The sequence below is a fragment of the Lentilactobacillus parafarraginis DSM 18390 = JCM 14109 genome (assembly GCF_001435895.1).
Lineage (GTDB): Bacteria > Bacillota > Bacilli > Lactobacillales > Lactobacillaceae > Lentilactobacillus > Lentilactobacillus parafarraginis.
This window is the reverse complement of sequence record NZ_AZFZ01000019.1, coordinates 1-22,488: the sequence shown is the minus strand read 5'-3', so window position 1 is coordinate 22,488 and position 22,488 is coordinate 1. Positions and strand designations below refer to the sequence as shown.

Below are 22,488 nucleotides of genomic sequence, written 5' to 3'. Positions count from 1 at the left end.
AGAAACTCCCATCTTCAATCAAATCTATACCTAGATAGAATATCACATTTTAACAAAAAGCCAAAGCCAGTTGGCCTTGACTTTTTCGTTTAAAACGATGCTAAAAATTACTTTTTATCATCATCATTGTGGACTTCGTGGAAGTCACCATTTACCGTACCATCATCATTGCCCTTGTCCGATGAATCGTCCTTGGCACCAGTACCTTGGGCACCGGCAGCGCCTTGGCCATCCTTAGGAGCTTGCTGTTGATATAATTTAACGGCCAGGTCCTGAACAATCTTATTAAGATCATCCTTCTTAGCTTTCATATCATCAACATTGTTGGCTTCCTTGGCTTTCTTCAGGGCATCACGGGCATCTTCAGCCTTTTTAATTTCGTCATCCGAAACCTTGCCCTTAACGTCTTTCAAGGTCTTATCAGTTTGGAAAATCAATTGATCAACTTCATTATTCAGATCAACGGTTTCCTTACGCTTCTTATCGGCCTCTTCGTTTTCCTTAGCTTCATTCATCATCTTCTTGATTTCGTCATCTGAAAGGCCTGAAGAATCTTTGATGGTGATCTTTTGTTGCTTGCCGGTTCCCTTATCCTTGGCAGAAACGTTCACAATCCCGTTCTTGTCAATATCGAACTTAACTTCGATTTGAGGAACCCCACGTGGTGCAGGCGGAATATCCGTCAATTGGAACTGGCCAAGCGTTTTATCATCAGCAGCCATTGGGCGTTCACCTTGGAGAACGTGAATGTCAACGGCTGGCTGGTTATCGGCAGCGGTTGAGAATACTTGTGACTTGGATGTTGGAATCGTTGTGTTGCGATCAATCAACTTGGTGAACACGCCACCCATGGTTTCAATTCCAAGGGACAGTGGGGTGACATCAAGCAAAACAACGTCCTTCACATCACCGGTAATAACCCCACCTTGAACAGCAGCACCGATAGCAACAGCTTCATCAGGGTTAATTGAGTGGTTAGAATCTTTGCCAGTCCATGACTTAACAGCTTCTTGAACGGCTGGAATTCGAGTTGAACCACCATTTAAGATAACCTGGTCGATGTCTGATACTTGAAGATCGGCGTCCTTCAAGGCATTATCAAATGGCACTTTAGTTTTGGCAACCAAGTCGTGAGTTAATTCGTTGAACTTTGCTCGGGTTAAAGTGGTTTGCAAATGCAACGGACCGTTTTCACCGGCCGAAATAAATGGCAAACTGATTTCGGATTCAGTAACCCCTGAAAGATCCTTCTTTGCTTTTTCAGCAGCGTCCTTCAACCGTTGCAATGCCATCTTATCTTTTGAAAGGTCAACGCCATTTTCTTGCTTGAAGTTGTCAATCAACCAATTCATAATCCGTTGATCAAAGTCATCCCCACCAAGATGGGTATCCCCATTTGTTGAGAGAACTTGGAAGACCCCATCGCCTAATTCAAGGATGGAAACATCAAATGTTCCACCACCCAAATCATAAACGAGGATTTTTTCATCCTTATCCTGCTTATCCAAACCATAGGCTAATGCGGCAGCTGTTGGTTCGTTGATGATTCGCTTGACGTTTAAGCCGGCAATCTTTCCGGCATCCTTAGTTGCTTGTCGTTGGGCATCGTTGAAGTAAGCCGGAACGGTAATAACGGCATTTTCAACCGTATCACCAATGTAATCCTGAGCAAAATCCTTGATGTATTGAAGAATCATCGCAGAAATTTGTTGGGGCGTGTACTTCTTACCTTCAATGTCAACCGTGTAACCTTCTTCACCCATGTGGCTCTTAATTGAGTGAACAGTGTTGGGATTGGTAATTTCCTGACGCTTGGCAACTTCACCAACCTGAGGCTTACCATCTTTGAACGCAACAACTGATGGTGTGGTCCGTGAACCTTCCGGGTTTGGAATAATTTTAGGCTCGTTGCCTTCAAGAACGGCAACGGCAGAGTTGGTTGTTCCTAAATCAATACCAATAATTTTATTACTTGCCATAAATAATCCTCTTTTTCTTTACAGATTTATTTTGCTACGATAACCATTGCCGGTCGCAGAATTCGATCTTTTAACCGGTAACCATCTTGGAGTACTTTAACGACCGTATCGGCTGGGTGATCATCATCAGCGGCCGCCGTTTGAATCGCTTGATGGAACTTTGGATCAAATGGTTTATTAAGCGCATCAATCTTGACCACGCCGTTATCGGCAAGGGCCTTGTTCAGATGCTCAAAAACCATTTCAACCCCCTTCTTTAACTGTTTGCCGTTATCATCAGTCGCGTCAACAGCAAGGGCTCGTTGCAAATTGTCAACAATTGGCAAAATATCATGGGCCAATTGTTGGCCATCATACTTAATTAAATCAGCCTGTTCTTTCTTGGCATGCGTTTGAATGTTCTTCATGTCGGCCTCAGCCCGCAGATAACGATCTTCCATTTGATCAAGCTTTTGCTTTAAACTGACAATCGTCTGCTTTAGCTTTGCCGATTCAGCCGTCGAATCGGTGGATTGTTTCTTTGAATGAGTGGACTTTTTTTCGGCACCCTTTTTATCAACCTGCTTTTCTGAACCGCTAGTCGGCTTTGACTCAGCATCGCCTTTAAGATTGTCATTTTCTTGATCCACAGACCGATCTTTGTTTTCTGCCAAACAATCGCCTCCTTAAAATTAGTTATCATCATAGTAACCGAGAAGTTTCTTAGTCAATTCCTCTCGAAGTGCACCAACAATCCCGATGATCTTGGAATATGGCATTCGCGTCGGCCCAATGACGGCGATGACGCCCTGACCATATTCATTCAGATCGTACGTGCCGGTAATAATGCTGTAGTCCTTCAACAGGTCGTTTGGCAATTCACTGCCAATGCGTACCTGAACATCGTGAGAATTCGGATTAATAATCTTTTGAACGGTTCCTTCAGTGTCCAATAAGTTGTACAAGGGTTTGAGCCGGTCAAGATTTTGCCGCTCAGCAAACTGAAGTAAATTCAGTTCGCCATCAACGTGAACCCGGTCGCGCCCAGCCTCATTCAACATCTCTCCGAAGATCTTCAAAAAGCCTTCGGGAGTTTGGATGTACTTGGTCATCAGCAACGGTAAATCAACCCGAAGCTTCTCGGCAACCTGTGTTAACGGCTTACCGACCAACTCGGAGTTAATAATGTTGACGATGGTTTCCAACTGCTCTGATGACACGTTGGTCAGTCGGAAAATCTTGTTGACCACGTGCCCGGTATTGGTCACGATAATCGCCATTACCTGACGCTCATCCAACTTAACCAGCCTAAAACCGCCAAGCTTCAAATTGCTTCCTGGCTCAGGATTAAACGTCACCGCCATGTAATTGGTCAGATCGGAAAGCACCTTGGCCGATTCTTGAACAATTTCATCAATCCGGTTGAACTCACTGTTAAATGAACTTTTGATCAAATCTTCTGCACTATCATCTAGCGGATCGGGTTGAACGAGATTATCCACATAGTATCGGTAGCCCCGCATCGAAGGAACCCGCCCGGATGAAAAATGGGTTTTGGCAATCAGGCCCTTTGATTCCAGTGCAGCCATGTCATTTCTGACAGTTGCCGAACTGACATGCGTTGGAAATTCTGAGGCCAGCGCCTTAGATCCAACGGGCATTCCGGTTCTTGTATAATCTCTAATGATTATTTTAAGAATATCTTTTTGCCTATCCGTTAGCACTAACATCACCTCTTTTTAGCACTCAAAGTAACGGAGTGCTAAGGCACATTTATAATTTAACAAACCATGTCTTATAAGTCAAGGGATTAAGGACGATTTTTAGCAATAAATTCATTTGAGTGCTAATGGTGCTAATGCAAAATATCCGGATGATTCTTTAAGTATTGACGGGTCGCGGCTTCATCCTTTCCTAACTGGGTCACCAGTTCGTCAGCGGTTTGAAATTTAATTTCACCACGGCCATGGGCCAGCCAGTTCACCCGAACAACTTCACCATAAATGTTTTGATTAAAATCAATCAGATTAATTTCAACCGTCATTGGCCCATCATCGCCAAAGGTCACGTTTCTGCCGATGGAAGCCATTCCCAGATACTTTTGGCCGGCAATTTCAACCGTCACGACATAGATGCCGATTGCTGGCAGCCACTGGTACTCGGAATGCTCCACGTTAGCCGTTGGATAGCCGAGAAGCCGGCCGCGCTCCTCACCATGGACAATGACGCCTTGGGTTTGAAACGGCCGCCCCAATAGCTGATTAACCGTCTCAACGTCACTGGCATCCAATGCCCGACGGATTCGGCTCGAACTTACCTTTTGGTTATCCTGGGTAAGAGCTGGGACGGTTAGGACATCAAAAGCGCCGTTAACAAACCTCGGTAGGTTTTCCATGTTGTCGTCCGGCGATCCGCCATAGGTGTGGTCAAAGCCCGCAACCACGGCAACGGGATTGAAGCGCTTCAGAAAATGTTCCACAAATTCACTGGGCGTCTGACTTTGGAATTGGTAAGAGTAATTAACCAGCAGGACTTTTTGAACGCCAAAGTCTTCCAATAACGCTAATTTATGATTCAAAAGGGTAATGTAGCGTTTGTCGTGGGGAGCAATTTTCTTATACACGAGTGCAGGATGATGATCATACGTCAACACAGCAAGGCTGGCCCCCCTTTTCTCAGCCTCGGCCTTAGCTTGCTGCAAAACGGCTTGATGGCCTCGATGAAAGCCGTCGAAAAATCCCATCGCAATCACCGTTTTTTCAGTGAGGTACTGCTTATTAGCTAATGGATAATGAAGTTTAATAACATCCATTCAAAAGGTCTCCTTTAGTTCTTGTTTAAAAACATTTTATATGGGCGGTAAACGTGCCGTTTTGCATCAAATTGATATAGGGCGCGCGTTGTTCCCTCAAAGTCCATCCGAATAATGGGGTCGCGATTTTTTGAAATGCTTTGATCCAAAAAGCCACCGTGTAAAATGATTTGCCAACGGCTATCATCCATTTGGTATCCCGGATAGCCGGCCAGCGCCTCAGACAACGATCTCATCACTGAGCCGAGATTGTGATCGGCAACCGCATCAGCCACCTGCTTCAGGGTGACGCATTGGGATAACTGAAAACCACCACTTTGAATCCGGGTTAAAGAACTCATAACGGCGGGAAGGTTCAGTAGTTTTCCAAAATCAACCGCCAACGTCCGGACATACGTCCCTTTGGAGCAGGCAACCTCGAAGAAGATGGTTTGCTGCTGGGACGTTGGGTTATAAATTGCCGGCTTGATCTGGTTAAAACGAGAAATATGAATCTGCCGGGGATCACGATGAATTGTCTCCCCACGCCGCGCGTACTCATAAAGCTTGTGCCCGTTAACTTTAACCGCCGAATACATCGGCGGCGTCTGCATAATATCACCGGTTAATTGGGCAAGGGCCCGATCAATCTCCTGGTCGGTCAAGGGCGTTTCAACCGGCTGCTGGGCAATAATCTTGCCATCAAGGTCCTCGGTATCGTAAGCCATCCCCAGGGTAATTTCTCCCTGATAGACCTTGCCAGACCCCATCAGAATTTCACTAATTTTAGTTGCCTGACCGATACAAACCGGCAACACACCATCAACATTCGGATCTAAAGTCCCAGTATGGCCAATCTTGGAAGTGTGTAAAATTTTTCTGAGGCGACTAATGCAATCATGACTAGTCATTCCCCGTTCTTTGTATAATGCAATTACGCCATCCATTAAATTCTCCTAAAAATTTCAATTACTCAAATTATATCACAAAAAAGTGCCCGAGCAGTTTGGCGCCCGGGCACTTTTGAAAAGTTTAAAATTATCAATCCTGTTGCTTTAACTTGTTGATTAATCGATCGATCTTGTCACCATATTGTACTGAAGTATCCAGTTCAAACTTGATTTCAGGTGTTTTATAGATGCTTAATCGTGATCCAAGTTCACCGCGAATGAGACCAGAAGCCTTTTCAAGCCCCTTCTGCGTTGTATCTTCATCCTTTTTATCATCAGATAGGATACTGTAATAAATCGTTGCCTGCTGCAGATCGCCGGTCACTTCAACACCGGTCAGGGTTACCCCTTGGACCCGCGGATCGCGAATTCGTTTCAGTAAAATATCGTTAACTTCTCGTTGGATTTCTTGTTCCAACCGGCCAACTCGATAATGAGCCATCCAAACACCTCCTAAATGAAATATTGTCGTGATTAAATGAAATTATTTAACCGGCACTTCTTTCATGATATAGGCTTCAATGACATCGCCAACCTTGATATCATTGTAATCTTGAATCGTGAGGCCAAGTTCAAACCCTTGTTTGACTTGGTTGACGTCATCTTTAAAGCGTTTCAAACTATTCAACTCGCCAGTGTAGACAACAACACCATCACGAATCAAGCGAACCTTGCTATCCTTGTTAACGTAACCGTCAACGACCATTCCACCAGCAATTGTTCCAACCTTGGAAGCCTTGTAAATCTGGCGAACTTCAACTTCACCAGTTACCTGCTCTTCATAGGTTGGCGCAAGCATCCCTTTCATCGCTGATTCAACTTCATCAATGGCATTGTAAATGACCTGATGAAGACGAATATCAACATGGTCGCTGTCAGCTTGTGACTTTGCCTGTGGCGTCGGCCGAACGTTAAAGCCAATGATGATCGCATTACTTGCTTCGGCTAAGGCAACGTCACTTTCGTTAATCGCCCCAACACCGGAATGAATAATATTAACCTTCACGCCCTTAACTTCAATCTTCTTCAAACTGTTAGCCAGCGCTTCAACTGATCCTTGAACATCGGCCTTAATAACGATGTCAACTTCCTTCATTTCACCCTCTTCAAGTGAATCAAACAAGTTGTCAAGCGTTACCCGGTTAGTCTTTCGGCGTTCTTGGACTTGAGCCTCTTCAGCTCGTTCCTCACCGACTGAGCGGGCGGTCTTTTCATCTGAGAAGACAACGAATCGATCACCGGCTTCAGGAACTTCGTTTAAACCAGTAATGGATACTGGCATCGAAGGGGTTACTTTCTTCAGATCACGACCCCGTTCATTAGTCATTGTCCGCACCCGACCAAAGGTATGGCCGACAACAATCGGATCCCCAACCTTGAGGGTCCCTTGTTGCACAAGTAATGTGGCAACTGGGCCCTTACCTTGATCAAGACGGGCTTCAATGACGGATCCAACAGCTGGTTGTTGAGGGTCAGCCTTCAATTCGAGCATTTCGGATTCAAGAATGATCATGTCCAACAATTCATCAATGTTCTTGCCAAACTTAGCAGAAATGTTGACAAAGATGGTGTCGCCACCCCATGATTCGGGAACCAAACCATATTTGCTCAACTGTTCAGTGACATGATCCGGATTAGCATCCGGCTTATCAATCTTATTGATGGCCACAATAATCGGCGTCTTGGCAGCCTTAGCATGGTTAATGGCTTCAATCGTTTGAGGCATTACGCCATCATCGGCAGCAACCACCAGAACCGTGATATCAGTAATGTTTGCCCCACGAGCCCGCATTTCGGTAAAGGCCGCATGCCCTGGGGTATCCAAGAATGTAATGATGTTATCGCCGTGGCGAACTTGATAGGCACCGATTGCTTGGGTGATGCCACCAGCTTCACCAGCGGTAATGTGAGAATGACGCAAATGATCCAACAGCGTTGTCTTCCCATGGTCAACGTGACCCATGATCGTGACAACTGGTGGCCGAGGTACTAAGTGCTTGGCATTCTTCATTTCTTTTTCAAAAATCTCGTCCAAGTTGGAAAGGTCTTCATGGACCTTTTCCTTAGCTTCAATGCCGTAATCAGCAGCTAAAATTTCAATGGTATCCTTGTCCAGTGACTGGTTTTGGTTAACCATGACCCCTAACATGAATAATTTTTTAACGATTTCAGCTGGCTCACGATGAAGCAGCTTGCCCAAATCTTGAGCGTTCATGCCGTCTTCATATTCCAAAACCTGTGGTAATGGACGGGCCTTACGCTCTGGAGCACCATGATGCTCAACTTGACGAAGCCGTTGATTACGCTGCTTGCGCTGCTTCTTATTTCGTTTCTTATTTGCCTTCCGGGAACCACCGTTATTGCCGCGACGATTCAAGCTGCCACCAAAGCGGCCACTTCCTGTGTTGTGATGCCCAGTATTACTATTTTCGCTGGTATGCGAACGATTCTGAGTGGACTGGGAATTACTATGCGTCGAAGTGGACTGATTGGAACGGTTATTGCTGCTATGGCTCTGATTCGTTGTATTTTGGGATCGGTTCTCGTTTAAGCGCTGATACCGATTTTCGTTTTGGCGGCTATTGGTGCTACCGCTTGTTTGATGACGTTCAGAACGGTTATCAGTATGGCGGCTGGCATTCCCACTATGGTTAGTTTGATTAGCCGAAGAATTCCCTGATTGACTGCGGTTAGAATTGTGATTCCCATAGTTACTGCTATTATTCGAATGGGATGTGTTTCGCGAGCGATTCTGATCGCTATTTCGACTGTTTTGGGTTGACCGCCCTCGGTTATCAGACCGACCGCTTGATTGTTGTCGAGCTGAGTCGTGGTGAGCCGCAGCCGAGTCACTATGAGTCACATGGTTGTCAGTCTTGGCAGACCGACTGGGCTGTTGATGAGCAGCGGCCGAATGATGGCTCTGACTTGAAGCCGGCCGACTTTGAGTGTTTGAAGCGCTCGGCTTTTTAAATAACTGCCGAATCTTCTTTTCTTGGCCATCGTCAACCGTCGACATATGATTTTTGACCGCAACGCCGTGCTTGCTAGCCTCGTCTACGATTTTTTTACTGGAGATGTTGAGTTCTTTAGCTAATTCGTAAATTCGCTTTTTCCCCATATCATCACTCTCCCTTTTTCTTATTTGTTAATTGAATAATCTTTTTTGCCATACCAGCATCAGCGATGCCAATAATCGTTCTTTGCATTCCAATTGCCTGACTTAGTACTTCTTTAGTGTACATGGTATTAACGGGCACATGATAGTAATTTGACTTATCAACAAACTTTTTTGTCGTTGACGCGCCGGTGTCCGTTGCGATAAATAAGAAATGGATCTTACCGCCCCGAATTTCTGCCAGCAGATTGTTTTCACCAGACACGATTTTGTTCGCCCGTTTGGCAAGCCCTAAAAAATTAAGAACCGCTTGATCATTTTCCATCTTCAAACAACTCTTTTCGAGCTCGCTTATGATCAATGTAAGCAATTAGATCATCGTAGAAGCTCTCATCAAGTTGGGTTGAAAATGCTTTCTCAAACACGTGATCAGCTTTTGCCTTTTTGGCAATATCAACATTAATAGAGATGTAAGCTCCCCGACCGGACTTCTTGCCGGTTTCGTCAATTGAGACGTTCCCGTCAGCGTCGCGAACGATACGAACAAGTTCTTTCTTAGGGGCCATTTCACCGCTTACAATGTCTTTTCGCATTGGAATCTTTCGCTTTTTCATCATGATCGCCTCCTAAACCTTAATCCTGGTCGGATGATTCTGAGTCATCAGAGTCAAGATGAGTCGAATCACTTTGCGGATCGTTTGCCGAATCATCAATTGAAGTGTCGTCATCCAAATCAGTTGAAGCGTCATCGGTATCGGCAGAATCAGCCTCATCCAAATTAGTTTGCGCTTCTTCATCAGGGCTGTCAACATCTTCCGGCTGATCGGCTACTTGCTCGCCGTCATCGGCCGCTTGATCAGAAGCAGCCTGACGTTCAGCAAAAAATTCTTTGGCATCAGTTTCGGATTTGATATCGATTTTGAAGCCGGTCAATTTCGCGGCTAACCGGGCATTTTGTCCGCGCTTACCAATTGCCAGTGACAGTTGATAATCGGGAACAATCACCGTGCAGGCCCGATCATTGTCTTCATCGAAAATGACATCGATGACTTCCGCTGGATTCAACGCGTTAGCAATGTAGCGAGCGTCATCCTCATCCCATTCAACAATATCCATATTTTCACCATGGAGTTCATTAACGATGGTCTGAACTCGCTGGCCCTTGGGACCAACGGCCGTACCAACGGGATCGATGTCAGAATTATTGGAACGCACGGCAATCTTGGCACGGTCCCCAGCCTCACGGGCAATCGAAACGATCTCAACGGTTCCATCATAAATTTCCGGAACTTCTTGTTCAAATAACCGCTTTAACATTCCCGGATCAGTCCGGCTGACGAACACTTGGGGACCCTTGGTGGCATTCTCAACCCGCGTAACGTAAACCTTCAACCGTTCCTGGGGCCGATAAACTTCGTTTGGCATTTGATCCCGGGGACCCATGACAGCTTCGACCTTGTCTAAATTAATGTAAACAAACCGGGTATCCTGACGCTCAACGGTCCCGGTAACTAAATCGTCTTCATATTTTGAATATTCATCAAATATGTTTTCCCGCTCAGCTTCCCGAACTCGCTGCATAATGACCTGTTTGGCAGTTTGAGCCGCAATTCGGCCGAAGTTCTTTGGGGTAACTTCAAACTTAATATCATCGCCAAGTTCATACCCTTTGTTGATCTGCAGGGCATCATCAAGGGAAACCTGCTGTTGTTCATCAGTAACCGTTTCAACAACCGTCTTGACTGAATAAACGTGCATTTCTCCCTTAACACCGTCAAATGAAACTTCCACATTTTGGGCCTGCCCATAATTTCGCTTATAAGCAGAAACGAGTGCTGCTTCCATTGCTTCAATAACGACTTCTTTTTTAATACCCTTCTCTGTTTCAAGGGCTGATAGCGCCCCTAAAAGTTCTTTACTCATTTCCGTCTGTCTCCTTTACCTAAAATTTAATTGCGAGTCGTGATTTAGCAACCAATTTTTTGGGAATTATAACGGTATCTTGCTTGCCCCACTGATCATTTTGCAACGTCAGTGAGTCTTTATCAACCGCTCTTAAATAACCTTCATACGTTTTTTGACCGTTCAAATTTTGGTATAGCGATACATGGACGTATTCATCAACTGCCTGTAAAAGCTCGTCATCATTTCTCAACGGGCGCTCGGCACCAGGGGATGAAACCTCCAAAAAATACTGTTGGGGAATGGGATCGGGATCCATTTCATCAAGTTTCTCGCCCAGTTCGTCGCTGACGAGGACACAATCATCAATGGTGACGCCACCCTTTTTATCAATGTATACCCGCAGATACCAGCTCTTATTTTCTTTAACAAATTCAACATCAAATAAGGAGAATGACTGTTTCTCTAGAATCGGCTTAACAACTTGCTTGACCGTTTCAACTACATTGCTCAATAATAGGCCTCCTAAAATTTTCCATTAAAAAGAGCGAGCATTTCTGCTCACTCCCTTACAAGTTATTTAGTAAATAAAGTATAACATACCATCCTTATTTATACAAATAATTGTTTAAACTTAACTAACGGGAAAGATAACTGGCAAGTGATTACATCATATCAAACAAGCTCAGCTGATTTTCATCAGGTAATCCGTCAACAATATGATTTTCAGTCATAAACTCAATCAACGTTTTGGAAACCTTGCCGCGTTTAGCTAAATCTTCCTTAGAAATGAATGGTCGATCTTCACGGGCAGCCACAATCTGTTTGGCAACGTTTAGCCCCAAACCGGGAACCGAGTTAAATGGCGCAATCAGTGTATCGCCGTCAATCAACCACTGATTGGCATCCGACTTATCAAGATCAACCATCTTAAACTGATAACCCCGCTCAAGCATTTCGTTGGCCAATTCCAAAACGGTCAATAGATTCTTTTCCTTGGTCGACGCTTCCATTCCCTTATCGTTAATCTGCCGCATCGCATTCTTGACGGCTTCCTTACCGCGAGCCATGGACACGATATCAAAATCGTCAGCCCGGACGGAGAAGTACGCTGCGTAATATACCAACGGGAAGTAAACTTTAAAGTACGCAATTCGCAGAGCCATTAAGATATATGCAGCAGCATGGGCCCGCGGGAACATATACTTGATCTTTAAACAGGAATCAATATACCATTCCGGAATCTTTGCCTTTCGCATCTCTGCCTGCCAATCATCGGGAATTCCACGCCCATGGCGGACACTTTCCATAATCTGGAAGGACAGTTCGGAGTCTAGACCCCACTGGATTAAATCGGTCATAATGTTATCCCGGCAACCAATCACGTTAGCGATTGTTGCGGTCCCATTTTTAATCAATTCATCTGCATTGCCTAACCACACATCAGTACCATGAGACAACCCAGAAATTTGGAGCAGTTCCGAATAATTGCTGGGGTGCGTCTGCTCGAGCATCCCCCGCACAAATCGGGTCCCAAATTCTGGAACGCCAAGTGTTCCGGTTTTAGACTGAATCTGATCCTCGCTAACCCCAAGGATCTTGGGACTGGAAAAAATCGACATCACCCCAGGGTCATCCATGGGAATTGACTTGGGATCAATTCCGGACAGATCCTGAAGCATTCGAATCATAGTCGGATCATCATGTCCCAGAATATCAATTTTTAGGATATTATCATGGATTGAATGGAAATCAAAGTGGGTGGTCTTCCAGGCGGCATCCTGATCATCAGCCGGATACTGGATCGGCGTGAAATCATAAATGTCCATATCGCTTGGAACAACGATAATCCCAGCTGGATGTTGGCCGGTAGTTCGTTTAACACCGGTCGCGCCCTTAGCCAGTCGGTCCTCTTCGGCCTGCCGGTACGTCTTTCCCTTATCCCGTTCATAAGCCTTTACATAACCGTAGGCCGTCTTATCGGCAACCGTGCCGATTGTCCCGGCCCGAAAAACATTCTTTTCACCAAATAAGACTTTCGTGTAGTTATGCGCAATTGGCTGATAATCGCCAGAAAAGTTCAGATCAATATCCGGAACCTTGTTTCCAGTAAAGCCCAAGAAGGTTTCGAAAGGAATGTTATGACCGTCGCCAATCATTTGGGTGCCGCAATTAGGACATTTCTTACGGGGCAAATCATAGCCTGAACTATACTCACCCTTAGTAAAGAATTCAGTATGCTGACAGTTGGGACACCGATAATGTGGCGGCAAGGGATTAACTTCGGTAATTCCAGTGAGCGTTGCCACCAGACTTGATCCAACCGATCCTCGAGATCCTACCAAGTACCCGTCCTTGTTACTTTTTGCAACGAGTCGTTGGGCAATCAAATAAATCACCGAGAACCCATTGCCAATAATACTTTTCAATTCGGTCTTAAGCCGGTCATCAACAATCTTGGGTAACGGGTCCCCGTACCATTTATGGGCGGTATCCATAGTTCGCTGCCGAATTTCATCTTCGGATCCGGCCATCTTCGGGGTGTACAGGCGATCTTTAAGCGGATGTACATCGTCAATATCATTGGCGATTTTTTGGGTATTTGTGACCACAATTTCTTTAGCTTTATCAGCGCCCAAAAATGAGAAATCATCCAACATTTCGTTGGTGGTCAAAAAATGAAGATCGGGCAGCTCCTGGCGATTCAAGGGATTCGCCCCACCTTGGGAATTAATCAAAATCTTTCGATAAATATAATCCTGGGGATTTAAGTAGTGCACATCCCCAGTTGCGGCAACCGGTTTGCCCAGTTCATCCCCCAATTTGACGATATTTCCAATAATTTCTTCCAAATTGGCTTCATCTGAAATCAAGTGGCTTTCAATTAGTGGTGCGTAGGCCCGCTTTGGCTGAACTTCAAGATAGTCATAGAACGCGGCTTTCTTACGCGCCTCATCAACTCCCTTTTGCATCATCGCGGTGAAGACCTCACCCGATGAACAAGCGGAGCCAACGATAATCCCGTCCCGATACTTTTCGAGAACGGTTCGCGGCACTCGCGGCACTCTGAAGAAGTAGTCAACATTAGAAAACGAAACAATCTTAAACATATTCTTCAGACCGACCTGATTTTTGGCCAGCAAAATGGCGTGGGATGGTCGGGCGTGCTTATAGGCGTCGTTCTCAGTCATATGATCGTTTAATTGATCATGATAAACAACCCCATACCGATCCTCAGCATCCTTAACAAACAGGTAATTTAAATGACCGGTCGTTTCCGCGTCATAGATCGCCCGGTGATGATGCTCGAGGCTCACATCAAATTTTTTGGCCAACGTATTTAACCGATAGCCCCGCATATTTGGATAAAGGAAACGGGCTAACGTTAACGTATCGATGATTGGGTTCGGAATCGCCGGCATCCCATGTCTGGCGTATCCGGTGTTCATAAATCCCATATCGAAGGTCACGTTATGGCCAACGACAATCGCGTCACCGCAGAAGTCACGGAATAGTTTGAAAACCTCTTCTTCTGATTTGGACCCATGAACCATTTCATCAGTAATTGAAGTCAGATTAGTGGTTTGTTCGGACAGGTGAAAGCCCGGATCAATAAATTCTTCAAACTGATCGATAACGTTGTTATTCACCATCTTGACCGCTGACAATTCAATCACCCGGTCATAAATTGCTGACAAACCTGTCGTTTCGGTATCAAAAATGACGTAGGTGGCGTCCTTCAACGGAACGTGCTTATCGTTGTAAGTGATTGGCACGCCGTCGTCAACCAAGTTGATTTCAACCCCGTAAAGCATCTTAATGTCGTTCTTCTGAGCGGCATGAAAGGCGTCCGGAAATCCTTGAACAGCCGCATGATCGGTGATCGCAAGGGCTGGATGGCCCCATTTTTTGGCTTGCTTGGTAAAATCAGCAATGTTATTGGTGGCATCCATTTGACTCATAGAAGTATGCAGATGAAGCTCCACCCGCTTTTCGCCTTCAGGGGCCGTGTCTTTTCTTGAAACCGTCTTAACTGGATTGATATCATAAGCGTTCAACGTCAGTTCATGAGAATAGTTGTCCTCTTGAATACTGCCCCGGACCTTTACCCAGTCACCTTCATTAATGTTCTCAAACAGCGCCTCTTCGCCCCGGTTAGAGAATTTTTTTACCTGAATAGAAGAGGTATAATCCGTAATTTTCAGCATCAATAACTGCCGGCCTGAACGTAATGAGCGAACCTCTTTATTAAACACATAACCGGAAACCACGGCTGAACGTTCCTCTTCAACAATGTCAACCATCTTCATGACAGGAATATCCGGCTTGATTTTCTTACCAATCATCGACCCGGACTTTCCGGCAGGATGCTTGGCCCGCATCTCATTATTTTGTTTGATTGCTTCGTTGGCTTTCTTCACCAACTCAGCGTTTTGAGCGGCATTTTTCTTTTTGAGGGCCTCGATATTTTTTTGTGAGGAGGACTCATCAACAATTGTATGGATTGTAAAGTTTGGAAATCCCGCTTTTTGATACATGTCTTCAATCGGCCCCAAAGCGGTATTGGTCATAAAATCTTTCACAATTTCATTTTCAGCAATAAATTCGATCCGATTATCCACAATTGATGGCGATCGATCCTCACAGAGTTCCTGAATTAAAGGTGAGTTTACGCCGCTATTCATCACCACCCACTGCCAGTATTGCCGCAGTAATTGCTCATTAAAATGATCATTTTCAGGAGTGATATTCAACGAAACCGTTGCGATGTCCTTGAAAGCCGAGGCAAGGCGCGCATTAAAGTCGGTAAAGACTTCGAAAGGCAGAATTTTTGGCAATGTAACATCAAACTGCCACCGCAAGCTTTGTTGGTGAACCTCCAGGCGATTAATTTTAGCATTTTGAAAAAATGGGGATGCTTTGGCATCGTCCCACTGAAGCTGCTCTAACAACTTTTCAAATAACGCATTTTGATCCAAACTCAAAGAGCATCCTCCTCATTAGTACAAAAAGAAGCTGAGAACAACGCGTCGTCTCACCTTCTCAATTCAACATCGTTACCTGCATGTGATGAGCATTGATCTTCTCACCACATCCAATTTGTTAGCAATTATAAAACTACTTGAGGTTCTTTAACAGAATTTTGACGGTCTCACTTAATTCCTCGACCTTGCTTTCAACGGTCTCGCCATTCTGACGAATTTTGATCTCAACAATCCCCTCTTCAGCTTTTTTACCAATCGTGATTCGTAGGGGAATCCCCATCAAGTCTGAGTCGGCAAATTTAACGCCGGCCCGTTCTTTACGGTCATCCACCAGAACGTCTAAGCCACTCTGAGTTAGCTCGGATTCAATCCGGTTCGCCAGATCCATCTGAACGGCTTTCTTAGCGTTAACCGGAATCACGTGAACTGCATACGGGGCAACTGAAACCGGCCATACCAGACCATTCTCATCAGCATTTTGTTCAGAGATTGCCGAGAGTAACCGACTAATGCCAATACCATAAGATCCCATAATTACTGGAATAGAACGCCCGTTTTCATCGAGAATGTTTGCATTCAAACTCTTAGAATAACGGGTCCCCAATTTAAAGATATGACCAATTTCAATCCCGCGGGTAAATTTCAGCGTTCCTTTGCCATCAGGGGATAACTCGCCCTCTTTGACAACGACAAAATCATCCACCTCATCAACCCGGAAATCACGGCCTTCGTTGGCATTCATGTAGTGATAGCCATCGGTATCGGCGCCAACAACGGCATTTTTAACGTTCTTAACCCGCAAATCTGCCAGCACTTTGACGTCCTCACTGACTCCAACCGGTCCTAGAGAACCAAAATTAGCGCCTAAGTATTTCTGGGCCTGCTCGTCAGTTGCCAGCTCAAGGAAATCAGCTTTGAGGTAGTTTTTAACCTTCACATCATTGACATCATAATCCCCACGGACAAGAACCAGTACTGGTTTATCATCGGCCATGTATAACATGGATTTGATCGTTTTCTGAGGTGAAACTTTTAGAAAGTCCGCAACTTCATCAATTGATTTTACATTTGGCGTTTCAACTTTTTTAAGGGACTCTTCTGCTTCGGTTGACGGCTCGTCAGTAACTTTAGCCTTTGCCATCTCCAGATTAGCATAGTAGTCACTTTTATCAGAATAGACAATGGTATCCTCACCAACGGCAGCCATTGCGGAAAATTCTTTCGAGTCCGATCCACCCATCGCACCGCCATCACCAATAATGACCCGGTACTTAAGCCCCATCCGATCAAAAATCTGACGGTAAGCTTTCTCCATGTCGCGATACGCAACATCCAGATCACCTTCATTGGCGGCAAATGAATAAGCATCTTTCATAATAAATTCACGGCTGCGTAAAAGCCCATATCGGGGCCGATCTTCATCCCGATACTTGTTTTGAATTTGATACAGCACCAACGGTAACTGCTTGTAAGATTTGACAGAATCACGAATAAGTTCCGTGAACGTCTCCTCATGGGTTGGTCCCAGAATGAAGTCAGTATCATGACGATTCTTGAACTTGAAGAGTTCAGGTCCGTAAGTGTCGTAGCGCCCGGACTCCCGCCATAAATCAGCTGGTAATACGTCCGGCATCAACATTTCATGAGCGGAAGTCTTTTCCATTTCCTCACGAACAATGGTTTCAATCTTCCTTAAAACGCGGTAAGCAAGCGGCAGATACGCATACATTCCGGCAGAAATTTGTTTAATATAGCCGGCACGCACCAACATCTTATGGCTCAGAGCTTCAGCACCCTTTGGCGTTTCTTTTAAAGTCGGAATCAAAATTTTGGACTGCTTCATAATTAAGTTTGTTCTCCTTTATTTACCCACAAAGAATCAATGCAGGAAGTATCGTTCAATATCGTTCCAGGTCACCAAAATCATCAAAATCATTAAGAACGCAAATCCAATTAAGGTCACAATGGTTTCGGTTCGCTGAGAAACCGGTTTTCTCCGGATTGCCTCAATAATATTTAGGACTAATTTGCCACCGTCGAGACCTGGTATCGGGATTAAATTGATGATCGCCAGGTTCAAGGATAACCATGCCAGGAAATTCAAAACCCCAGCAAGCCCCATTGAGGCAGCTTGTGATGTGGTGGCGAAAATTGCCACTGGACCACCCAAATCGTTCAGACTAAAGTGACCACTGACCATTGACCACAGGGCTCCAAGTAACGTTGTCAGCATCGTCCACGTGGTCGTAAAGCCAGATAACGCCTTTGCCTTGAAGCTGGTGTCAAGAGATTGGGTAATCCCAATCATACCAACTTTTTTTCCATTTTGCACGTTCGCTTTAGGTGTCAGTTGAATTGATTTTGACTTGCCATCACGTGAAATTTTAGCAGTCACCCGCTTACCGGGATTCGCTTGAATCTGAACGGCCAGCTTGTTCCAATCGGCGGTTTTATGGCCGTTAATGGCAACAATTCGATCGCCGGACTTGATCCCTGCTGAACGGGCAACCGAGTTTGACTGCATCACATCCACTTTATTCGTATTCGTCTGAACGCCGCCCTGAACAAAACCTAAGAGGGTGTACACGATAATTGCCAGAATAAAGTTGTTAAATACCCCGGCAAAATTGGTCAGCATCCGCCGTCCAAGGGGAGCAGACTGAAACTGGACATCTTCCGGAGCAATTTGAAGCTCGGTACCATCAGTTTCAATAATCACAGCATCATGATCTACCGAATAACGTTTAACGGCTGATTCATCACCATTTTCGTAACCTTCTATGTACAAGTCACGAGCGAGGTCGACACCGGTTACGGTTAACGGAATTCCTTGAAACAGGGAGTGCTTATTACTCGTATTGATCCGGGTAACCACTTCAGAATCATTTAACTGAAGGGTCACTGGTGTTCCAGGCTTGAGCTCCTCTTCACCATCATCAACTTCACCGGCCATTCGAACATAGCCACCCAGCGGTAACAGCCTCAATGTAAAGGTTGTGCTGCCGCTTCGGTGGTAAAAAACCTTCGGCCCCATTCCAACAGAAAATTCGCGAACTAGGATCCCCGATCGCTTTGCCATGATATAGTGACCGAACTCATGAAAAATAACCAGGATTCCAAAGACAATCACGAATACAATTATTGTAGTTATCAAGCGGCGTTTTCCTCCTAAAGTGACTTAAATGATGCCAACCAAATGAAGCATTGGCAATACAAGTAACAAGCTGTCAAATCGATCCAGAATCCCACCGTGTCCAGGTAAAATCTTGCCAGAATCCTTCACGCCATAGTAACGCTTCAAGGCGGATTCAATTAGATCGCCGAATTGGCCGGCAATTGACAGAAAGATAGTGATAAGAACCATTTCGATCATTGAGTATCCGGCAATTGGATAGTAAAAAATGAAAATTGAGCAAAGAATTGTCGCTGCTAAGGACCCACAAATGGATCCTTCCCAAGTTTTATTCGGGCTAATTCGCGGTGCAAGTTTGTGTTTACCAAGCTTCCTGCCGAAGATATAGGCCCCACTGTCGGTGACCCACACAATAAACAATGCGTAAAGCAAGATTGTTAAGGATTCGCCACGGGCAGCAATAAAGTAGTGAAATCCCATCCCAACGTATAGCATCCCTAAGATAATGACACCCGCGTCATCAAATGTAAATAGGTTTCGGCTCAAAACGGTCACTAAAAGGAGTGCCAAAACGAATAAGAAAAAAATGAACGTTGGCGTAAAGTTACTTGGCAAAAAGCTCGTCCATTTATCAGGAAGAATCAGCGCACTAGCACCCAAATAGGCAATAATTGATTCCCCGGATACCAGGATTCGCTTTTTCATGACCAAAATTTCCGAGACGGCAACAACCCCCAGGGCAACTCCGGCAATGTCAATCCAGATACCGCCTAATACAATAATTGGAATAAAAATAATTAACGCCACGACTGCGGTTATGACACGTTGTCTCAAGATTTTCTCCCCTGCTTTTCATTTTTAATCCCACCGAAGCGCCGATCCCGTTGTTGATAATCAGCAATCATTTCAGTGAGTGTTTGACCATCAAAATCTGGCCAAAGCGTATCCGTAAACACCAGCTCACTATACGCTATTTGCCACAGCAAAAAATTGGAAATTCGCTCTTCCCCACTGGTCCGAATCAAAAGGTCCGGATCCTGATATTGACCGAGAAATCCAGTCATCAGATGAGAAGAGATCAGCTGATCGGTAATATCGTCAACCGAAATCGCATTGGTTTTTGCCTCCTCGACAAGTTGCTTAACTGCCAAGCGAATATCCAATCTACTGCCATAGTTTAAAGCAAAATTCAAAATCATACCAGTGCATTTGCTGGTTTGCTCGATTGCATCGTGAACGGCCGTTTGAGTTGCCTGAGGCAGCTGATCAATTTCTCCCATTACGGCAACCTTAACGTTGTTCTCGATAAGTTCTGGAACAAAATTGTTAAAGAACTTGACGGGTAAACTCATTAAAAAACTGACCTCATCCTTTGGTCGCTTCCAGTTCTCAGTAGAGAATGCGTAGAGGGTTAGTACTTTCACGCCAAGGTGACTCGCAGCCTTCGTGACGGTCTTCACAGTTTCCATGCCTTGTTTATGACCAGCAATTCTCGGAAGGTGCCGTTTCTGTGCCCACCGACCATTACCATCCATGATAATGGCAATATGATTTGGAATTCGATTGGGATCCAGTTCATTGCCATCAATTGCATCCTTTTTGGTATTGTTAAACATTGCGTTCTCCTATTGGGTAATTAAGGAAAAAATAAAGGATGAGAAGTTAAACTCATCCTAAAATGCACTTAATTATTAGTTTTCTGCACTATCTGGACGTTCAACCATTCGCCATTCACCGCGATTTGCTTCGGCCAACGTATTGAAATATTTCAATAATTTGTTAGCATCTGCCGGGCTCTTCTGCCCTAATTCGTTTAGCCCCTTGCCGGTTGTCATTGGTTCTGATAAATCGGTAATTTCATTGCCATTTTCGATTGTTGCTGTCGAGAACGCAATCACCCAATCATCTTCTACAAGTTGAGACACGATGAAAAATAGGTTAAAGTCATCAGTTACAAACGCCGGCATCGCGTACATATCATCCTGGACCGGCTGAAGCCGACTGCCATTATAATCTAGGTCACCTAGATTATCCTGAGTCACCGGTTTATTCAACTTAAATAACATCTTTTGAAATTCATCAGTGCCAGGTACTACGGATACTTCGTCGTTGCTACCATCATTCTTGTCTGCCATAGGAAGCCCCTCTTTCTAGCCGTTCATAACTTCATTTTCTTTGTTGGCAACAATCGTGTCAACACTTTTAATTGCATTATCAGTCAACTTTTGAACTTGATCTTCAAGGCGGTGTAATTCATCGTCGGTAATATCATCAGCCTTGTTGTCCCGTTTAAAGGTATCCATGGCTTCACGACGAACGTTACGAACCGCAACCTTACTCTTTTCGCCAGTTGCTTTTACCTGCTTGGCAATCTCCTTACGGCGATCCTCAGTTAACGCTGGAATTGCCAGCCGAATTGCGGAACCGTCATTTGCTGGGCTCAAACCCAGATCGGCTTCGTAGATGCCCTTTTCGATGTTTTCCAACGAAGACTTATCATAGGGAGTAATTAAAATCACCCGGGCTTCCGGAATTGAAATCGAAGCAATCTGATTCAGCGGTGTTTTGGCACCGTAGTAATCCACGGTGACACTGCTTAAAATGCTGGCGTTTGCGCGCCCTGCCCGGATTGTGCCAAGTTCACGTTCCAGAACTTCTTCAGCCTTTTTCATTTTTGTTTTTGCTTCATTAATGATTGATTGAGAATCTGCCATTGTTATTTCTCCTTCACAGTTGTTCCGATACTATCACCGGAAACAACCTTACGAATATTACCGGGCTTGTTAAGATTAAACACAACCAGCGGAATGTGATTATCCATTGAAAGTGAGCTTGCAGTGGAATCCATAACCTTCAATCCCTTTTCCAAAATATCCATGTAAGTTAACGAATCATACTTCACGGCATCTTTGTGACTGCGAGGATCAGCTGAGTATATCCCATCAACACCATTCTTAGCCATTAAAATGGCATCCGCATCAATTTCCGCTGCCCGCAATGCAGCAGTTGTGTCGGTTGAGAAGTACGGGTTACCGGTGCCGCCAGCGAAAATGACGACGCGGCCCTTTTCAAGATGCCGCACAGCCTTGCGCCGAATATAGGGTTCAGCAATTTGGCGCATTTCAATGGAAGTTTGCACCCTGGTTGGAACGTCAAGGGATTCCAAATTATCTTGAAGCGCCAAACCATTCATGATCGTCCCCAGCATGCCAATATAGTCAGCCTGAGCGCGCTCCATGCCCATTTCTTGGCCGGCGACACCTCGCCACATATTTCCGCCACCGACAACAATTCCGATCTGGACACCCATTTCGAAAATGTCTTTAATCTCTGTCGCAACGTCCTTTATCACTGGTGGATTAATGCCGAATCCACGGTCGCCAGCTAAGGCTTCCCCGCTTAATTTTAAGATGATTCGGTTATATTTTACTTTAGACATCAAAGTGCCTCCCATAGTTAATCATTAACTTCAATTCTAGCATACTCGGGTTGACTGCAACAATAAAACTGCCAAATTCCATGATTCTTTACGGCTTTTTTAAAAACAGGCCGAATCAGAAAATGAGGATCCTTAAAATCGGGAAAATTGACAGAAAAAAGCCGGGACGATTGATCATCTCATTGAAGTGAACCCCCATAGTTGGATGAAAA

At 44.8% G+C, this 22,488-nt stretch carries 19 protein-coding genes; all 19 read right to left on the bottom strand.

What is annotated here, in order from left to right; genetic code table 11:
• Window positions 1-107: 107 nt before the first annotated feature.
• A complete protein-coding gene (gene dnaK / locus FD47_RS06215; RefSeq protein ID WP_056980256.1) occupies window positions 108-1,979 on the bottom strand; it encodes a molecular chaperone DnaK in 1,872 nt (623 codons plus the stop codon).
• 26 nt (window positions 1,980-2,005) lie between these two features.
• Window positions 2,006-2,632: a nucleotide exchange factor GrpE gene (grpE, locus tag FD47_RS06210; RefSeq protein ID WP_054733944.1), complete on the bottom strand. Its 627-nt coding sequence runs from the start codon at window positions 2,630-2,632 to the stop codon at window positions 2,006-2,008.
• A gap of 18 nt (window positions 2,633-2,650) precedes the next feature.
• The gene (gene hrcA / locus FD47_RS06205; protein ID WP_054733947.1) at window positions 2,651-3,688 is read right to left on the bottom strand and encodes a heat-inducible transcriptional repressor HrcA; all 1,038 of its coding nucleotides are present in this window, start codon (window positions 3,686-3,688) and stop codon (window positions 2,651-2,653) included.
• Window positions 3,689-3,813: 125 nt separating this feature from the next.
• The gene (gene ribF, locus FD47_RS06200; RefSeq protein WP_056980254.1) at window positions 3,814-4,770 is read right to left on the bottom strand and encodes a riboflavin biosynthesis protein RibF; all 957 of its coding nucleotides are present in this window, start codon (window positions 4,768-4,770) and stop codon (window positions 3,814-3,816) included.
• Window positions 4,771-4,784: 14 nt separating this feature from the next.
• Entirely contained in the window at window positions 4,785-5,696 is a 912-nt protein-coding gene (gene truB / locus FD47_RS06195) for a tRNA pseudouridine(55) synthase TruB (RefSeq protein ID WP_056980251.1), read from the bottom strand.
• A gap of 94 nt (window positions 5,697-5,790) precedes the next feature.
• Window positions 5,791-6,141, bottom strand: coding sequence for a 30S ribosome-binding factor RbfA (gene rbfA, locus FD47_RS06190; RefSeq protein WP_008214797.1), 351 nt, complete (start codon window positions 6,139-6,141; stop codon window positions 5,791-5,793).
• Window positions 6,142-6,183: 42 nt separating this feature from the next.
• Window positions 6,184-8,820: a translation initiation factor IF-2 gene (infB, locus tag FD47_RS06185; RefSeq protein WP_056980249.1), complete on the bottom strand. Its 2,637-nt coding sequence runs from the start codon at window positions 8,818-8,820 to the stop codon at window positions 6,184-6,186.
• Window positions 8,821-8,824: 4 nt separating this feature from the next.
• On the bottom strand, window positions 8,825-9,142 hold the full coding sequence (locus FD47_RS06180; RefSeq protein ID WP_008214800.1) for a L7Ae/L30e/S12e/Gadd45 family ribosomal protein: 318 nt from the start codon (window positions 9,140-9,142) through the stop codon (window positions 8,825-8,827).
• Window positions 9,132-9,431 carry an RNase P modulator RnpM gene (gene rnpM / locus FD47_RS06175; protein WP_054733950.1) on the bottom strand — a complete coding sequence of 100 codons (300 nt, stop codon included), beginning with the start codon at window positions 9,429-9,431 and terminating at the stop codon, window positions 9,132-9,134. The genes FD47_RS06180 and rnpM overlap by 11 nt, the downstream gene beginning before the upstream one ends.
• A 19-nt stretch (window positions 9,432-9,450) precedes the next feature.
• Complete coding sequence (nusA, locus tag FD47_RS06170; RefSeq protein ID WP_056980247.1) at window positions 9,451-10,740, bottom strand: transcription termination factor NusA; 1,290 nt, start codon at window positions 10,738-10,740, stop codon at window positions 9,451-9,453.
• Window positions 10,741-10,759: 19 nt separating this feature from the next.
• On the bottom strand, window positions 10,760-11,233 hold the full coding sequence (rimP, locus tag FD47_RS06165) for a ribosome maturation factor RimP (RefSeq protein WP_054733953.1): 474 nt from the start codon (window positions 11,231-11,233) through the stop codon (window positions 10,760-10,762).
• A 151-nt stretch (window positions 11,234-11,384) separates the two neighbouring features.
• The gene (locus tag FD47_RS06160) at window positions 11,385-15,698 is read right to left on the bottom strand and encodes a PolC-type DNA polymerase III (protein WP_056980262.1); all 4,314 of its coding nucleotides are present in this window, start codon (window positions 15,696-15,698) and stop codon (window positions 11,385-11,387) included.
• 139 nt (window positions 15,699-15,837) lie between these two features.
• Entirely contained in the window at window positions 15,838-17,547 is a 1,710-nt protein-coding gene (locus tag FD47_RS06155; protein WP_056980245.1) for a proline--tRNA ligase, read from the bottom strand.
• 36 nt (window positions 17,548-17,583) lie between these two features.
• A complete protein-coding gene (gene rseP, locus FD47_RS06150; protein ID WP_056980243.1) occupies window positions 17,584-18,858 on the bottom strand; it encodes an RIP metalloprotease RseP in 1,275 nt (424 codons plus the stop codon).
• A gap of 24 nt (window positions 18,859-18,882) precedes the next feature.
• Window positions 18,883-19,671 (bottom strand): phosphatidate cytidylyltransferase, encoded by a 789-nt coding sequence (locus tag FD47_RS06145; RefSeq protein ID WP_054733957.1) that lies wholly within the window; start codon window positions 19,669-19,671, stop codon window positions 18,883-18,885.
• Window positions 19,668-20,453 carry an isoprenyl transferase gene (locus FD47_RS06140; RefSeq protein WP_054733960.1) on the bottom strand — a complete coding sequence of 262 codons (786 nt, stop codon included), beginning with the start codon at window positions 20,451-20,453 and terminating at the stop codon, window positions 19,668-19,670. Before FD47_RS06140 ends, FD47_RS06145 begins: the two co-directional genes overlap by 4 nt.
• Before the next feature lie 75 nt (window positions 20,454-20,528).
• A complete protein-coding gene (locus FD47_RS06135; protein ID WP_056980241.1) occupies window positions 20,529-20,972 on the bottom strand; it encodes a hypothetical protein in 444 nt (147 codons plus the stop codon).
• A gap of 15 nt (window positions 20,973-20,987) precedes the next feature.
• Window positions 20,988-21,551: a ribosome recycling factor gene (gene frr / locus FD47_RS06130; RefSeq protein ID WP_008214814.1), complete on the bottom strand. Its 564-nt coding sequence runs from the start codon at window positions 21,549-21,551 to the stop codon at window positions 20,988-20,990.
• 2 nt (window positions 21,552-21,553) lie between these two features.
• On the bottom strand, window positions 21,554-22,276 hold the full coding sequence (gene pyrH / locus FD47_RS06125) for a UMP kinase (protein ID WP_040538026.1): 723 nt from the start codon (window positions 22,274-22,276) through the stop codon (window positions 21,554-21,556).
• Between the last annotated feature and the right edge of the window lie 212 nt (window positions 22,277-22,488).